Source organism: Ketobacter sp. GenoA1, assembly GCF_003671475.1.
GTDB lineage: Bacteria > Pseudomonadota > Gammaproteobacteria > Pseudomonadales > Ketobacteraceae > Ketobacter.
Map to the genome: position 1 here is coordinate 541,768 of NZ_RCHM01000009.1, position 16,171 is coordinate 557,938.

12 protein-coding genes are annotated in these 16,171 nt (G+C 53.6%); 6 read left to right on the plus strand and 6 right to left on the minus strand.

Annotation, left to right across the window (positions count from 1 at the left end; all coding sequences use genetic code 11):
• Positions 1–16: 16 nt before the first annotated feature.
• The 3 genes from D9N13_RS03900 to D9N13_RS03910 all read right to left on the minus strand — a co-directional run bounded on the left by D9N13_RS03900 (position 17) and on the right by D9N13_RS03910 (position 4,162).
• A complete protein-coding gene (locus D9N13_RS03900; RefSeq protein WP_290586106.1) occupies positions 17–1,291 on the minus strand; it encodes a PilT/PilU family type 4a pilus ATPase in 1,275 nt (424 codons plus the stop codon).
• A 367-nt stretch (positions 1,292–1,658) separates the two neighbouring features.
• Complete coding sequence (locus D9N13_RS03905) at positions 1,659–3,551, minus strand: MFS transporter (RefSeq protein ID WP_290586109.1); 1,893 nt, start codon at positions 3,549–3,551, stop codon at positions 1,659–1,661.
• The gene (locus D9N13_RS03910; protein WP_290586112.1) at positions 3,548–4,162 is read right to left on the minus strand and encodes a TetR/AcrR family transcriptional regulator; all 615 of its coding nucleotides are present in this window, start codon (positions 4,160–4,162) and stop codon (positions 3,548–3,550) included. The genes D9N13_RS03905 and D9N13_RS03910 overlap by 4 nt, the downstream gene beginning before the upstream one ends.
• A 94-nt stretch (positions 4,163–4,256) precedes the next feature.
• Here D9N13_RS03910 and D9N13_RS03915 point away from each other — a divergent pair, with 94 nt between their 5' ends.
• On the plus strand, positions 4,257–4,916 hold the full coding sequence (locus tag D9N13_RS03915; protein ID WP_290586115.1) for an esterase/lipase family protein: 660 nt from the start codon (positions 4,257–4,259) through the stop codon (positions 4,914–4,916).
• 34 nt (positions 4,917–4,950) lie between these two features.
• Positions 4,951–5,439: a CYTH domain-containing protein gene (locus D9N13_RS03920; protein ID WP_290586118.1), complete on the plus strand. Its 489-nt coding sequence runs from the start codon at positions 4,951–4,953 to the stop codon at positions 5,437–5,439.
• Between the two features lie 117 nt (positions 5,440–5,556).
• Here the strand turns inward: D9N13_RS03920 and D9N13_RS03925 are convergent, their stop codons facing one another.
• Positions 5,557–5,931, minus strand: coding sequence for a hypothetical protein (locus D9N13_RS03925; RefSeq protein WP_290586121.1), 375 nt, complete (start codon positions 5,929–5,931; stop codon positions 5,557–5,559).
• Positions 5,932–6,001: 70 nt separating this feature from the next.
• On the opposite strand from D9N13_RS03925, the gene D9N13_RS03930 reads away from it, so the two are divergent.
• Complete coding sequence (locus tag D9N13_RS03930; RefSeq protein ID WP_290586123.1) at positions 6,002–7,048, plus strand: AraC family transcriptional regulator; 1,047 nt, start codon at positions 6,002–6,004, stop codon at positions 7,046–7,048.
• Between the two features lie 18 nt (positions 7,049–7,066).
• Here the strand turns inward: D9N13_RS03930 and D9N13_RS03935 are convergent, their stop codons facing one another.
• A complete protein-coding gene (locus tag D9N13_RS03935) occupies positions 7,067–8,428 on the minus strand; it encodes a cytochrome P450 (protein ID WP_290586126.1) in 1,362 nt (453 codons plus the stop codon).
• 324 nt (positions 8,429–8,752) lie between these two features.
• Here D9N13_RS03935 and D9N13_RS03940 point away from each other — a divergent pair, with 324 nt between their 5' ends.
• Positions 8,753–10,531, plus strand: coding sequence for a S8 family serine peptidase (locus D9N13_RS03940; RefSeq protein ID WP_290586128.1), 1,779 nt, complete (start codon positions 8,753–8,755; stop codon positions 10,529–10,531).
• Positions 10,532–10,538: 7 nt separating this feature from the next.
• Here D9N13_RS03940 and D9N13_RS03945 read toward each other — a convergent pair whose 3' ends face one another.
• The gene (locus tag D9N13_RS03945; RefSeq protein ID WP_290586132.1) at positions 10,539–12,830 is read right to left on the minus strand and encodes an efflux RND transporter permease subunit; all 2,292 of its coding nucleotides are present in this window, start codon (positions 12,828–12,830) and stop codon (positions 10,539–10,541) included.
• A 52-nt stretch (positions 12,831–12,882) separates the two neighbouring features.
• Here D9N13_RS03945 and D9N13_RS03950 point away from each other — a divergent pair, with 52 nt between their 5' ends.
• Together D9N13_RS03950 and D9N13_RS03955 are read left to right on the plus strand one after the other, a co-directional pair.
• Entirely contained in the window at positions 12,883–13,695 is an 813-nt protein-coding gene (locus D9N13_RS03950; protein ID WP_290586135.1) for a thioesterase II family protein, read from the plus strand.
• Positions 13,696–14,056: 361 nt separating this feature from the next.
• Positions 14,057–16,168, plus strand: coding sequence for an AMP-binding protein (locus D9N13_RS03955; RefSeq protein WP_290586138.1), 2,112 nt, complete (start codon positions 14,057–14,059; stop codon positions 16,166–16,168).
• The last annotated feature ends 3 nt before the right edge of the window (positions 16,169–16,171 follow it).

The following is a 16,171-nucleotide window of genomic DNA, read 5'->3' on the forward strand; positions in this document are numbered from 1 at the left end:
GTTAAAAAAGTGATCACTATTTTTTTGGCACATTGAAGGAAGCGCGTCCGTTGTTGGCCGGTTGTTCCTCTTCCTGCTCATCGATGGGTTGCAGTGATAATTCAGACAGGCTTGGGCTGGGTTTGGCCTCTTCTTTGGTGTTTGCTGAAGGTGTGCCGGGTTGCGGTTTGTCGGCAGATGCCGCCGCCGGTGCAGTGGGTTTTTTCTCCGCAGTGTCACCCTGATTGTTGGGTTTTTCTTCCAGGGTAATGCGCAGGCGCAGGTTGTTTTTGGAGTCTGCGTTACGCAGTGCTTCTTCCATGGAGATTTTTTTCTGCTTATACAGTTTGTAGAGAGCAGTGTCGAACGTCTGCATGCCGGAGGCTTCCGACTTCAGCATGACTTCTTTTATCTCATCCACTTTACCCTGTTTTATCAGATCGCAAACACGCGGTGTACCCAACAAAATTTCGATGGCGGCCGCCCGCTTTCCATCCAGGGTAGGGATCAGCCGCTGCGAGACAAAACCCTGAATGTTCAGGGAAAGATCCAGAAAGAGTTGCTTGTGACGCTCTTCGGGAAAGAAGTTGATGATCCGGTCCAGTGCCTGGTTGGCATTGTTGGCGTGCAGGGTGGAAATACACAGATGCCCGGTTTCAGCAAAGGCGATGGCTTGCTCCATTTGCTCTTGGGTACGGATCTCGCCGATCAGAATAACGTCCGGTGCCTGGCGCAGGGTGTTTTCAAGGGCGTCATCATAGCAGTTGGTGTCCATGCCCACCTCACGCTGGTTGACGATGGACATTTTATGCTGGTGCACAAATTCCACCGGATCTTCGATGGTAATGATGTGCCCGGCACTATTGCTGTTGCGGTAGTCAATCAGCGCCGCCAGCGATGTGGACTTGCCCGACCCGGTGCCACCCACGAACAGGACCAGGCCGCGCTTCTGCATGATCAGTTTGGGCAGGATTTCCGGCAAACCTAAATCCTTATAGTTGGGAATGTCGGTTTTTATGGCGCGGATAACCATCGAATATTGATTACGCTGCTTGAAGATGTTGACCCGAAAGCGTCCCACACCGGTTTCAGAAATGGCCAGGTTCATCTCCGGTTTGTGTTCGAATTCGGCACGTTGCTCCGCGGTCATGATGGAGTCAGCGATCTCCTTCACCCGACCCGGTGGCAGGGACTCTTTGGCGATGGGGGTCAGTTTGCCGTAGAACTTGGCACTGGGGGGCGCACCCGTGGTCAGATAGAGATCGGAGCCATCCCGCTCAGAGAAGTATTTGAGATAATCTAAGAATTCCATCGTCAACCTATGTGTTTGAAATGTGGAGCATTCTGAAAACTGTTTCAACAGTATAGACAAGGTGCAGGAGTCTGCTGCCCCTGGTGCTGCGGAAGGTGTTGAAGGGGGCGGTAGAGAGCGCGGTGAAGAGGGTAGGCAAGTGGTTCGATGTGTTATAGCGCAGGGCCTGAATATAACTGTTGGTTGTTTTACGCGGTTGACCCGGGTGACAGCGGGTATGGATTCCTGCACCGGAACCCCGCAATTGGAGATGCCCGCTGCCTACACAGCCGGACATCATAGCCGGACATTACAGCCGCATATGCAACTTAATATGAAGGTAAACCGCCAACGCAGCAGGTGGCGTAATAAACTGGCAAACCATAGGCTATGGATGGTTGCCCCGTAAGGCCGACACTTTCTCCTGCAACAGGGCTGCTGTCACCTGATCGGGGGCAATCGCATCACCGGCCACCAATTCGACTTTGGACCAGAACCGTCTGGGCATCCCGCTCAGCGCTTTGCTGTCTTTGTGACTAAAGAAGCTGCCCCACAAGCCTTTCAGCGCCATGGGTACAACGGGCACCGGATCTTTGCCGATGATCTTTTCGATGCCGGTTTTGAACTCGTCAATTGCCCCATCCTGAGTCAACTTGCCTTCCGGGAATATACACACCACTTCCTCCTCCCGCAGTTCTTGCGAAATGCGCCTGAACGCGTTTTCATAGGTTTGCGGATCCACTGATTTGGCGTGGATGGGAATGGTCTTGCCGGTGCGAAAAATAAAATTCAGCACCGGTAGATCGTAGATGGGTTTGAACATGACAAAGCGCACCGGACGTCGGCAGGCGCCGGCAATAATCAGTGCGTCCATGTAGGACACATGATTGCACACCAGCACACAGGGGCCCTCATCCGGTATTTTGTGCAGGTTGGTGTGGGTTACCCGATACATGGTGTGCGTAATAATCCAGATCAGGAACCGCATGGCGAATTCCGGAATGATGGTATAGATGAACCAGGCGACCACCGCATTCATAATGGCCAGCACCAGGAAGAATTCCGGAATATTCAGATCCAAAACCCCCAGCAACAGGACACCGGTTGCGGCGGATACCACCATAAAGAGCGCGTTCATGATGTTGATGGCGGCAATGATTCGGGAGCGGTGTTCCTCTGCGGAACGCGACTGCACCATGGCATACAGGGGTACGATATACAGTCCGCCGGAAAGCCCAACCATAACGAAGTCAAAAATCACCCGGTAATTCATGGGATTCGAGAGAAACTGGCCCACTTCGATCAGTTCATCACCGTGGGCCGGGGTGGTATGAAAGAACAGATCCAGTCCAAATACCGTCAACCCGATGGAACCCAAGGGCACCAGTCCCAGTTCGATTTTATGACCCGACAGACGCTCGCATAACAGCGAACCGGCAGCGATGCCGATGGAAAATGCCGACAACAGGGTCATCACCACGCTGGATGCGCCACCCAGGTCCACTTTGGTGTATTCATATATCTGGGTGAGGTACGCAGCACCCAGAAACCAGAACCAGGATATGCCCATAATGGCAAGAAACACTGCCTTGTTTTCACGGCTGAATTGAATCGTATGCCAGGTTTCGGTCACCGGATTAAATCGAATTTTCAGATCAGGGCTGGGGGCGTTTCCCGGCGGTATTTTCAGGCTGGTAGCAAACCCCAGCAGGGCAACCACCACCACGACGCAGGCCACAATCTGCGGCCCGGACGGCCAGTCGCTGAGGGCATTGGCCGCAATGGTGCCGATCAGGATGGCGATGAAGGTGCCGGTTTCCACCAGGGCGTTGCCCCCCACCAGCTCTTCGGCGCGCAGGTGCTGGGGGATGATGCTGTACTTGATGGGGCCAAAGAAGGTGGATTGAGTGCCCATCAGGAATAATAACAGCATCAAGCCCCAGGTTTGCAGATAGAGAAAACACACCGCTCCCAGCAGCATGATGATGATTTCGAGGCCCTTGATGTATCGAATCAGCAGGGATTTTTCATATTTGTCTGCCAGCTGCCCGGCCAGGGCGGAGAACAGAAAGAACGGCAATATAAACAGTAAGGCCCCCAGATTGTTCATCTTGGACAGCTCCATACCGGATTGCAGCACGCCGAAGGTCAGTAGCGCCAACAGGGAATTTTTAAACAGGTTATCATTGAACGCCCCGAAAAACTGAGTCCAGAAAAAGGGGGCAAAGCGCACCGTTTTCAGCAAGCTGAATTGGGATCGGGATTCGCTGTTCTGGTTCATGCCTTGCTTCCTTCCTGTATCCAGGCGCTTAAATAATGGGTGACCAGAGACTGCATCAGCGTTTGTGGTGTGGCGATGTTGTCGGAGTAGAGTTTATTGCCGATGTTCAGAATGCAAATGCCGTGTACGCTGCTCCACAGCGTGCGTGATGCCAGCTGAATCTGCTTTTTGTCACGGCCGGGGGCCAGCTCTCTGACGGCCCGTTCAATCAGCGAAAACAGGGCATCAATACGAGCCTGGTACCAGTCGGGCATGATGAAATCCCGTGGCAAAGTGTGCCGAAAGATGGCGGTCCATTGCTTTTCATGGCGCTGGCCAAAATCAAGATAGGTGTTGGCGATCCGGATAATCCGGGGTAACGCCCGGGGTTCGGCCTGATAGACTTTTTCCAGCTCGACCAGTAACTGGGTAAGGCTGAAGGCATTGGCATGCAGAATCAGTTCATGGATGTTTTCGAAGTTCTGGTACAGTGTGCCGACGGTGTAACCGATTTTCTGTGCCACTTTGCGGGCGCTGACCCCCTCCAGGCCTTCTTTGGCGATGAGGGTGCGGGTAGCATCGATGGCCATCCCCTGAATTTCTTCCCGTGTATGATCATTGCGACGAGCCATGTCGAGTCCTGTTTTATGGTAGAGGCGGGATATGCTTTCTGTTATTGTTTCAAAAGCATAATTGAACAACGTTTACCATTCAAGGAACTGGACTATGTCGGCAGACACGGTGGTACTGTTGCATGGCCTGGGTCGCAGCCCGCTGGCGATGATGGGGCTGGCGCGTTTTTTGAAGCGGCAGGGCTTTCACGTCATCAACCAGGGGTACGCCTCCAGAAGCGGTACGGTTGCGGAGTTGTGTCGCAACCTGATGCACGATCTGCTGCCGTCCCTACCCGCTACCGGACAGATTCATTTCGTGACCCATTCACTGGGTGGGATTCTGTTACGTTACGGGTTACAGCATTGGAATATCCATCCCGGGCGTTTGGGCCGTGCGGTGATGTTGGCGCCCCCTTCACAGGGCAGTGAGGTGGTGGATGTGCTGCGCCGCATTCCCCTGCTGCCGCGCATCATGGGGCCGGCGTTTCTGCAGTTGGGAACCGATGAATCCAGTGTGCCGCTGCAGCTGCTGTCCCGGGAGCAGAATCAGTTACCGCTGGACGTGGGGGTGATCGCCGGGCGTACCTCCTATGAACCCTGGTTTACACCTCTGTTCGGCGAGGACAACGATGGCAAAGTATCCGTGAGCCGCAGCCGGCATCCAGGCATGAAAGACTTCAGGGCACTGGCTGTGGGCCACACCTTCATCATGAATGACAAACGGGTACGGCAGCATATCGTGCATTTTTTGCGGTTGGGCCGATTCCTGTAGTATTAACCCGTGTAAATGGATTGAACGAGTGCTTATGGCAGTTGAGATCGAGCGTAAGTTTTTGGTAAGCAGTGACCGTTGGCGGTTCAACGAGGATGGCACGGCTATCCAGGGTACCCCTTTCCGCCAGGGCTATATTCCCAGCCAGGGGCTGGCCACGGTGCGGGTGCGGCTTGAGGGTGAAGAGGCCAGATTAACCATCAAAGGAGAAAACCAGGGCTTGGCACGGATGGAATTCGAATATCCGATTCCACTGGAGGATGCCCGGCAGATGCTGGATAGCCTGTGCCGGCGTCCACTGATCGAGAAAACCCGATACTGCCGCCCCGCAGCGGGTGTGATGTGGGAAATCGATGTGTTTGAGGGTGAAAACAGCGGCCTGGTGGTGGCGGAAGTGGAATTGGAATCCGAAGATCAGGTGGTGTCTTTGCCGGACTGGATCGGGCAGGAGGTTTCCGGTGATCCGCGCTACTATAATGTTAACCTGGTGGCGAACCCCTATAGCCGATGGCGCGATGACTGAGTTACACCCGGGGCCATAGACATCTGGAGCCATAGACATCTGGAGCCATAGACATCCGGGAACATAGACATCGAGGACAGAGTAAAACAGGATCAGTGCAGGCCGGGGTTCGCAGGCCTAGAGCACGTCGATTTCAGGTAATTCCAGTTCGGCCAGGCAATTCAGTCCGCGTAACCCATCCTGATTGTTCGGATACAGCCGAACCTTGTACGGTGCGATTAACAAGGCTTTGCCATCGAGCAAGCCCACATAGCCGCCGCTGTAGGTACTGATGCAGCGTTGATTCTCGAATCGAATCTGCTGCTGTGGCGCGAGAGCACAAAAAGACAGCAAGCCGTTGCCTAACGGGTCACGCAGGGATAGCTGATCACGGTAACAGCCCAGTGCAGTGGGGGTTAAGGCAATGATCAGGCCATTGTGCAGCTTTACCAGTTCGCAAGGCTCATCATTGAGTGTTTCAATAAGGATTTCGGCAACAACGCTGTTGGACATATTACTATTCAACACCAGGTAACGATGACAAGTCTCATCATAACAGAATCAAGATCAAGCCAAATAAGAAATGACGACACCACGCTTACATGTTGCGATTGAACTGATTGAAGCCATCGGTGAATACCTGGATAGTATCGGCTTGTCTGCGGCTGATTTTTATCAGCAGCAGGGTTTTAATCCCGATGATGAAGCTGCCAATGGCTATGTGGATTTTGCGCTGTTTTCCACCCTGTTTGAGGCCGCAGCGAAGTTTTCAGGTGAAGCGTATATTGGTTTGAAAGTGGGGGAAAACTTTCTTGCCCGTCACTGGGGGCGCCTGGGGTATCTGATCATGGCCGGCGAGAACGGTATCGAAGGCATCCAGTATATCCAGCAGTTTGCCACCATCGTGACCAATGCCCTCAATATGAAATGGACGTCAGACAGTGAGACTTTGAGCTGTGAGTTCAGTCTGCAGGGCGGCACCTGCAGCCGACATGTGGTGGACTATTTCGTTTCCAGCAGTTTGTCGTTATCCCGTGCCACCACCAGCGATGAGACCCATTACCTGAGTGTTCGCTTTCAGCACGATGGTGGCCCAAGGCCGCATTTTTATGACCAGTTCCTGCAATCGCGCTGTTACTTCAATCAACCCTGCAACCAGATTACAGTGGATCTGGCCGGGCTGCAGCAAGTGTCGGCCTATCGTGATCCGCGGCTGAAGATCATTCTGGAGGAGCATGCCAGCCAGGTACTGCAATCGTTGGCGGCCACCGACGAGTTGGTGGAAACAGTTCAGCGTTACATTGTGGAAAATCTGCCCCATGGGGCGCCTACCCTGAAGCAGACCTGTGAATTTCTGCAGCAGAATGAGCGCAGCCTGCAGCGGGCGCTGGCCAAACAGGGCATTAACTTTCAGGAAATGGTGGATGATCTGCGTCGGCGCATGGCCCTGGAATACATCCGCAATGACTACAATTTTTTGGATATTGCCATGATGTTGGGGTACTCAGAGCAGAGCGCTTTTCATCGCGCATTCAAGCGCTGGACCGGCATGCCACCTTCAAAATACCGACGTAGCCTCAACCAGGACGGTGGCGAAAAAATGCCGGGCGAGGCGCCCGGCCAGCAGTAGGGTTATGCAAAGTCGGAATCAGTCTATCGGGGTCAATGTGCAGGGAAATCCATCTTTAGGAACCGCCAGCGGCACAATCTGAGTTGGCATTTCGTAGCCTTCAGCCACCGTCACGCGGTATTTTTTCAGAAACTGGAATAAGAACACCTTGGACTGGATTTCGGCAAAATTCAGCCCCAGACATTTGTGGTGACCACCACCAAAAGGCACCCACTGGTAGAAATGTTGTTTGTGCTCGGCCCGCTCCGGGCTAAAACGTTCGGGGTCGAACTTGTAGGGGGACGACCAGTATTCTTCCATGTAGTGGGTGTGTATCGGCACGACACCCACTGCTGCATTTTTGGGAATCCTGTAGCCCTGGAATTCGCAGTCGTTGATGGCCCGCCTGGGTATGGTGGGCAGAGGTGGATGCATGCGCAGGGTTTCCCTGAACACCAAACTGGCTTTCTCCATATTTTCCAGATCATCGTAGGTCAGGTTGTCCACTCCCAGGGCCAGAATCTCTTGCCGTAATGTTTCCTGCCATTCCGGGTGCTTGGCCAGTCGATACACCAGAGAACACAGAGTGCTGGTGGTGGTGTCATGGGCGGCAAACAACAGAAAGATCATGTGATCAATCACTTCCTGGTCGGTCAGTTCCTCGTTGTTTTCGCCCCGCGAGTGACAGATCTGGGTAAAGAAATCGTTGTCCTGGCTGCGGCGCTTTGCGGCCACCAGAGAGCCGATGAACTGTTCCAGAAAACGTCGCCCCTTGATGCCGCGCCACCAGGTGGTACCGGGGATGGGAAGGCGCACTACCGCCAGGGAGGCATCCACCGCGGCGATAAAGGATTGGTTCACCCTGTTGGCTTCCTTGCCCATTTGAATGCCCAGAAACAGTTCAGCACCGGCGTTCAGCAACAGGTCCTTGATATGATCAAAGAACAACATGTTGCTGCCCTGGGGCCAATGGGCGATACCGTCGGCAAAGCGTGGATTCATTTTCTCGACATAGGCTTGCATGGCGGGCTTTTTGAAAGCGCCCTGCAATATTTTTCGATGTACCTTGTGGTTTTCGAAATCCCGCAGCATTAATCCGTTGGGGAATAGTTCTTCCAGAATGATGTCCCAGGCTTTCTTGCTGGAAAAGTTGTGATCAGCGTCTTTCAGAATGAATTCATTGGCATCCGGGCCGGTGAGAGTGATGACGTCCTGCATGACCGCGCGATAACGAAACACCGGGCCGTGCTTTTGCGCCATGCGCTCCACCAGGCCGGGAAAGTCCCGCAGAAACTCAAAGGTGAACCCCACCACCGGCAGGCCGTTTTCGCCCGGGATATGGGTTACCCTGGTGCTGGGTTTACGGGGTAGTCTGGATGCGGTTTCTGCAATAGTGCCCATTTGGATTCCTTTGTGGTGCCGGGAGTCGGCCATTTCTTGTAAGAATAGTTGAGGGGGCTGACAGACAAGGTGACGCCCCAGTCATTGCCTCGATTTAACCACAGCCCACAGTGGGCTGTTTTGACATCGCAGGGATGAGGGTGGCGGTTGCTGTCAATAGAGCATGAAATGGTTTAGGTTGGTGGCAGCAGCTTGCGGCGGGTGTAAGTTGTAATTGTGATAAGCGATGCCCTCAATTAGTATGAGGCTAAAACAGAACAATAAAAATGGAGTAGCAATATGAAGGGGCGGCCAACGGGGTGGTCACGGGGATTTTGTCGAGCTGTGTTATTCGGAGTGAGTGTTATGGGGGCCGGTGTCAGTGTGGCAGCCGGTGATCTGCAATCGGCCACCGATCGCCTGATTGTAAAATTCAAGACACCCTTATCCCAGGCTGAGCGCGCCAGCCCCAGGGCCTTGCAGCGCCTGCAGACTTTGGGTGTGTCCGGTATCGTGGGGCGGCCGATGGCCAATGGTGCATATGTGGTGACCATGTCCGAGTCACGGCAACGGCAGGCATGGCTGGATGTGATGAATCAACTCAGTTTTGACCCGGATGTGGCCTATGTTGAGCCTGATCTGTTAATGGTGCCCACCGCAGACCCTTACTACGATTTCCAGTGGTATTTGCAGTCTCCTTTGTTTGGCATTAACGCAGACAACGCCTGGAACTTCAGTACCGGCAGTGGAGCGGTGATTGCGGTATTGGATACCGGAATACTTGCCCACCCGGATTTGATTGCCAATACGTTGGCTGGCTATGATTTTGTTTCCGACCTGTTTATGGCCAACGATGGCAATGGTCGGGATAACAACCCACTGGATCCGGGGGACGGGGTCACGGCGGGCGCCTGTGGTGGGGGGCAACCACAGCAGGATCGCTACAGCTCCTGGCATGGCAGTCATGTGGCCGGCATTGCGGCGGCGCCGGTGAACGGCATTGGTGTGACCGGTGTGGCCTATGATGCCGGTATTCTGCCGTTACGGGTGATGGGCCGTTGTGGTGGCTATACCTCTGATATTGTGGATGCCATTTACTGGGCCTCCGGCTACAACGTAGCGGACGTGCCACCCAATCCAACGCCGGCGGACGTGGTTAACCTGAGCCTCAGCAGCACCGTTACCGGCGCCTGTGGGCCTTCCTATTCCGAAGCCATCAATGCTGCCGTCGGCGCCGGTGTGATGGTGGTGACTTCGGCGGGAAACAGCAATGCCAATGCGAATGATTATGCGCCCGGTAACTGCGATGGTGTGATCAATGTGGCGGCCACTGATCGTTACGGAGATAAGGCACCGTATTCCAATACCGGCTCGGTGGTGGATCTGGCGGCTCCCGGCGGACGCCTGGTGGCTGGTGATGACCTGAGTGGCATTTGGTCCACGCTGAATTCGGGGCAGTTTGAGCCGGCAGTCAACAACTATCAGCCCTATCAAGGCACCAGTATGGCGGCACCCCAGGTAGCCGCAACCATCGCCTTGATGCGCAGCGCGGTGCCCGACGCCACCCCGGCGGAACTGGCGGCAGCACTGGTGGATACGACCCAGAATTTCATCGGCAACTGCGCAGGGTGCGGCAGCGGATTGCTGGATTCAGAGGAGGCGGTGAAACGGATTATGGGCCTGACGGTACCCAGTGCGGTAAGCGATTTGCGGGTGACGTTACAGGGTGACAATGGCAAGTACATTGAAGACGGCGACGGCACCGGCACCATTCAATACAAGGTGGTGATTACCAATGACGGGCCTGACCAGGCTGAAGATCTGGTGGCCAGTCATGTTTTTCCCGCGCAGGTGACGCTGGAAAGCCTGGCACCGCCCCCTGGGGTGATCTGTAACGTTACCGACTACACCTGCCGCTGGTCGGAACAACTGGCCGGGGAGTCATTAACGTTCACCATCAGGGTGCGAACGGCAAATGAAAACAAGATGGATTTTTCTGCCGGTGTAGACAGCGCGGATACGGATCCCGACAACAGTAACAATTACGTCACCAAGAAGTTTGGTGGTGGGATTGGTGTATTGGGTCTGTTGTTTGCTTTTGCGCTATTACGCCGCCGCGGCTGAGTGCAGATTACTGCAACTGCGGTGTGGCGGCAGTTGCAGCGGTTTTTGCCTTGTATCCTGAAAACAACCAACCATCAAAGCGCTCCAGCAGATGTGGCAGCATGATCAAATCGTACAGGAGTGCCACCAGGATAATGCTGGCCATTAACAGCGCGGTGGTTTGATTGGGCCCAAAGATCGACAGCGTCAACACCAGCATACCCAGGCTCAGTATCAAGGTTGTCAGCATTAATGCAGAGCCGACTTCTTCGAAGGTTTTCTCAATGCTGATTTGTGGCGGTAATCCGGATTCCCGGTAACCCAGATAACGCTTCAGAATGTGGATGGTGTCATCCACTACAATGCCCAGGCTAATACTTAGAGTGCCTGCGGCGGCGATGTCGATAATGCCGACGGTGCTGCCCCAGATGCCATAAACAATACCCGCGGGAAACAGATTGGGAATCAAGCACAGTATGCCGACACGCATGTTGCGCAGGAATAATCCGATCAGAATGGAAATGACCATGGCCGACAGCAGGCCGCCGATGAACATATTGCTGGTGAGCTGTTTGCCGATACTGGCAAATAAAACGGCATGGCCGGTGACGGATGCATTGATGTGTGGCGCGTTTTGTTGAAACCAGGTGTTGATGTTCTGCTCCAGCGCGATCAATTCTGAACTGCTCATACGGGGTATGCCCAGTGAAATCACGGCGGACTGAAAATGCTTATCCAGCCCCAGACTTTGTGGTGAATTATCAGGTGAGGACATCTCGTACAGATTCCACAGGTCCGCCACTTCGGATGCGCTGGTAGGGGTTGCATTCCACTTAAGGCTGCCTTGATGTACGTGGCGTTTAAGCTGGGTCAGCACCGTCAGATAACTGTTGTGGTGAGCAACCTGCGGGTGCGCTTCCAGCCAGTTTTCAAACGCTTTAACGCTGCGAATAAAACCTTCGGCGTAGATTCCATCCCGGGTTTTGGAATCCAGTTGCACGCTGATCGGGTGATGCACGCCGAACGCCGCTTCCGACAGGTCGGTCGCCTGGATGATGGGGGAATCATCAGCAAAATAGTCCAATGGATCATTATGGTATTCGTTCAGAAACAGGCACGCGCACAGGGCCAGGCTGGCGCCGTAAAAAACACCGTAGTGCCACCCATTGAGCCCACCGCGAAACCGGTTCAGGCTTCTACTCCAGCGCTGGAATACATCCGGCTCCAGGTTGCGTGCCCGGGTATTGATCAGCACCGCCATGATGGGGGTGATGGAAACGGCTGCAGCGAATGCGCAGGCGACGCCGATAGCCGCGATATTTCCAAAGGTGGCAAACACCGGGGAGCTACTGCCATTGAGGCTGAGAAACCCAATACCGGTGGTCAGGCTGGTGAGAAACAGAGAAACAAAATTACTGCGCAACGCATTCAGCATGGCGTCGTGCCGTGACAGCGCAGGATCCTGGTGGGTAAAACTCATCAACAAATGAATGATGTCGGCCAGGGCAATGATAAAGGCGATACAGAAGGCCAGTGCCGACGTCTGGTTAATGGTGAGTTTAAGCCAGCCCACCATCCCTGCGGTAAGCCAAAGGGCGATGATAATGGAAGTGGCGCCGGATGCCACCAGCCACCAGGAGCGCAGGAAGTACCACAGCACCCCAAGGCCAATGATCAATACCAGCGGCATCAGATAGAAACCGTCGTGCAACAATGCCTGGTGTAAGGCGTGTTTGATTTCCACCGGGCCCAACATGCTTACAGTACCGTGACCTGCCTGGGCAAACTGTTGTTGAAGAATGTTGTTTAACTGTGGATAGAGTGCACTGATTTTGTCCTGCTCGGTGAACGCGATCTGAATGCTGGCCACCGTACCGTCTTGTGCGAGGAGCGTGCTTTGGCTGACGTTGTCAGCCAATTGGCCTAATACTGAATCCGTCAATGGAGCACCGCTGTCCAGGTGCCGGTAAAGGGAACGGGTGTCTTGCCGCTGGTTACTGATGGCGGTGGAAAGCAGGGACTGGGTGCGCGCCACTCCATCCAACGCTTCAATATTCTGAACCAGACCAAACAGGGTATTTATGCTGTGGGGATTCAGAAATGAGCCCTGTTCACTGGTCAACAATACTAATAAAGTTTGTTGCAGGCCAAAGCGTGCTTCCAATTGATGAAAATTTTCGACTTCAGGGTTGTCTTTGCGGAAGTAGTCAGTGATTTCACTGCGGTAGTTTATATCCGGTATAAACATCGACAGCGCAAATGCCAATCCCAGAATCAATAGGGCAATCAGTTTTAACTGAATAAAACTCAATGGTTTCATTATTGTTATTCTTCGTTTGATTCCGCCAATCGCCGCGGTAGTATGGGCGCTTTTGTTCAAGGCATATAATCATCTTGCTATGAGGTCTGCAATGATTTTTGGTAAAAATAAGTCACTGGCGTGTTTCAATGCCAAGCCCTCCGCTGAGTATCGCGTGGTGTGTTTTCCCTGTGCCGGAGGAGGGGCTTCCATGTATCGCAGCTGGAGTGAGCATTTGCCCGACGCTGAGGTCTGGGCGGCAAATTATCCGGGGCGGGAAAGCCTGCACAGTGAGCCGTTTGCAGAATCGGTGCACGCTATTGTGGAGCAGTTTTCCCAGCAGTCGGATTTTTTTCGCGAGAAGAATGTTGTGCTCTATGGACACAGTTTTGGTGCGCTGGTGGCCTTTTTAACTGCCCACACATTGCAACAGCAGGGAGTTGGAGTGTTGGGGGTGATCGCCAGTGCCCGCAGAGCACCCCATCTTGATCCGGAGCTCAAGATTACAGAGTTGTCAGAAGATCGCTTTATGGCCGAATTGGAACGCTTGGGAGGCTTGCCGGAGGCCATTCGGGCCAGTGAGGAAATGATGGCGTTCTATCTTCCGGTGATTAAGGCAGATTTAAAACTCAATGATGAAGGAAAATCGACTTCTGATCAGATACTGAACATACCTGTCTACTTGTATTCAGGAACTGAGGATAAAGTGGCCAGCGTCAGTGAGTTAGCCGCGTGGAAAAGCTCAACCACATCACGCTTTGAACACAAAGCTTTTGAAGGTGGGCATTTCTTTATTCAAGATAGGGCCCCTGAGTTTTTGGCCTCAATGAGAACGGTTTTGGCCACATTAACTCAGGAAGATGGTGAAGACTTGATCGCTTTCTGAATAGAGCTGTAAGCGGTGAGATGAAATTGGAGATTTGTCAGGGTTAGGGACTGATTCGCGTAGCCTTTGAGCAAACTTGTAGTGGTTGTGTTTATAGATACACATTCTGATTACAGACTGTCACTCTTTTGGCCGCATCTTACAAGTTTTAGCGAGGAGCGCGAACTTAAACTGGCTCTGCCAATGGGTTGTGCTGATAAAAATAATAAAAGGCAGTTAAGGGCAATACACGACGTAACCGACTGGATTCAAAGAAGTGGCCTGGCAGCCACTGAATCGCCGGTATTGATCACGCCATTTTATCCCTATGAGCACACCTTCGTCTTGAAACACAGGGTAAAGACAGTAGGTGGAGGTAGACATGAAAGGGTTCCAAGATTTCAAGAACCTGGTTCAAATGAGCTCAGAGCGAGCCGCAGAGCGGGGTGATGCCCCGGTTATGACCTTTTTGTCCGAAAGCGGCGCACCGGAAGGCAACATTTCCTTTTCCGGGCTGGACGAATCAGCACGCAAGATCGCTGCGGGCCTCGTGGCGAAAGGCTTATCCGGGCGCAACCTGATGTTGCTGTATGCCCCCGGCCTGGACTACATTCGTGCCTTTTTTGGGTGTATGTATGCGGGTTGTGTGCCGGTTCCGGCCTATCCACCCATGGGCGCGCGGGATATCGACCGCCTCAAGCGCGTGGTACAGGATTGTGAGGCAGGCGCCATACTCTCTTCCAGCATGCTGATGCCAATGATCGAAGCCTGGGTGGCAAATCCCACTAACGGCATCAATTTACCTTGTATTCCCACCGATTCTCTGGTGGCAGAGCAGGACGCTTCCGGCTTTGAGCCGGCGGATGCGAACCCCTCTGATGTGGCCTTCCTGCAATACACTTCTGGTTCCACCGGACACCCTAAAGGGGTGATGGTGAGTCACGAGAATTTGATCGCAAATTTCCAGCAAATAGTCTGGACATTTGCCCATTCCAACGATCTGGATTACGTAGCACCCCGCTATAAAACCGTCATCTGGTTGCCGCCGTTTCATGACATGGGCTTGATTGGCGGGGTGTTGACCCCGGTCTATGCCGGTGCAAATGTGACCCTCATGTCGCCACTGACGTTTCTCAAGAACCCGTTCATTTGGTTGAAAACCATCTCGGACATGGGCGCCAAAGTCAGCGGTGGACCCAATTTTTCCTATCAGTATTGTGCCCGCAAGGTCAGCGAAGAGCAGATGGAGCAACTGGATCTGTCCACCTGGCAGGTGGCGTTCAATGGCGCCGAACCTATCCAGGTAGACAGCCTGAATACCTTTGCCGATAAATTCAGTGCCTGCGGCTTTGATGCCAGTGCATTCCTACCCTGTTACGGCTTGGCGGAGGCAACCCTGTTTGTTGCCGGCTCTCCTGCCACCCGCGGAGCCAAAGTGGTGGATGCGGATCTGGATTATTTGGGCAAGGGTAAGTTGAAGGCTGCCGACAAGGGGCAGGCCGATACCGCTCCGCTGGTGAGCTCCGGTGTATTGGCCATCGAAACCGATGTGCGCATCGTTGACCCGAAAACACAGCAGGAATGTGCCCCGGGCGAAGTGGGTGAGATCTGGGTGAACAGCCCCTCCGTGGCCCAGGGCTATTGGAACAAACCCAGCTTCTCGGACAGTGTGTTCCGCGCCAACATTAAAGGGGATGCCACTGCGACCCCTTACATGCGCACCGGCGATCTCGGCCTCATGCATGAGGATGAGCTGTATGTTACCGGGCGGATCAAAGAGCTGATCATCGTGGCCGGCCGAAATCACTATCCGCAGGATATTGAATTCTCTCTGCAATCCTCCAATCCCACTTTCCGTAAGGGTTGCGGGGCAGCGTTTGCGGTGACGGATAAAGGCAAGGAACATCTGGTCATTATGCAGGAGGTGTCCAATGCCGGTGGGGATCAGACCGATTTCCAGCAGCTGGCCATTGCGGCGTCGCGGGCTGTGGCCACCCGTCATGGGGTAACCCCGAAAGCCATTGTGCTGATCACTCCGGGTACCCTGCCTAAAACCTCCAGTGGCAAGATCCAGCGTACTGAGGCCAAGAAGATCTATGAGCTGGGGAACTTTGCACCCCTGCATACATTTGAAACCAATGCCTCACAGGTGGTGGCCAAGACCAAGCGCAAAGTCGAAGAGCGTCCGTTCATGGACTGGCAGTCTGAGCTTTACCTGGAGATGCAGACCTGGGTAAGCGACAAGCTCAATGTGGAGCCGCATCATATCGATCTGGATGTCACCTTTTCTGAGTTGGGCGTGGATTCCATTGAAGCCATCGACTTGGTAGACCGCCTGCAGGATCGTATTGAAAGGACCATTCCGGCAACGGAGTTGATGCGCTATCCCACGGTGAAAGCACTCATCGATCACTTTGCTTCCGAATTAAATGATAAAGATCTCAAGCACGAGCAAAAAGAAGAAAAAGAGAATCTGACGAAGAACACCGCGTAGGCT

What these genes read in the sequence shown, in the direction of transcription:
- D9N13_RS03900 (WP_290586106.1), bottom strand. Translation starts at nt 1,291, where the DNA reads ATGGAATTCTTAGATTATCTCAAATACTTCTCTGAGCGGGATGGCTCC.
- D9N13_RS03905 (WP_290586109.1), bottom strand. Translation starts at nt 3,551, where the DNA reads ATGAACCAGAACAGCGAATCCCGATCCCAATTCAGCTTGCTGAAAACG.
- D9N13_RS03910 (WP_290586112.1), bottom strand. Translation starts at nt 4,162, where the DNA reads ATGGCTCGTCGCAATGATCATACACGGGAAGAAATTCAGGGGATGGCC.
- D9N13_RS03915 (WP_290586115.1), top strand. Translation starts at nt 4,257, where the DNA reads ATGTCGGCAGACACGGTGGTACTGTTGCATGGCCTGGGTCGCAGCCCG.
- D9N13_RS03920 (WP_290586118.1), top strand. Translation starts at nt 4,951, where the DNA reads ATGGCAGTTGAGATCGAGCGTAAGTTTTTGGTAAGCAGTGACCGTTGG.
- D9N13_RS03925 (WP_290586121.1), bottom strand. Translation starts at nt 5,931, where the DNA reads ATGTCCAACAGCGTTGTTGCCGAAATCCTTATTGAAACACTCAATGAT.
- D9N13_RS03930 (WP_290586123.1), top strand. Translation starts at nt 6,002, where the DNA reads ATGACGACACCACGCTTACATGTTGCGATTGAACTGATTGAAGCCATC.
- D9N13_RS03935 (WP_290586126.1), bottom strand. Translation starts at nt 8,428, where the DNA reads ATGGGCACTATTGCAGAAACCGCATCCAGACTACCCCGTAAACCCAGC.
- D9N13_RS03945 (WP_290586132.1), bottom strand. Translation starts at nt 12,830, where the DNA reads ATGAAACCATTGAGTTTTATTCAGTTAAAACTGATTGCCCTATTGATT.
- D9N13_RS03955 (WP_290586138.1), top strand. Translation starts at nt 14,057, where the DNA reads ATGAAAGGGTTCCAAGATTTCAAGAACCTGGTTCAAATGAGCTCAGAG.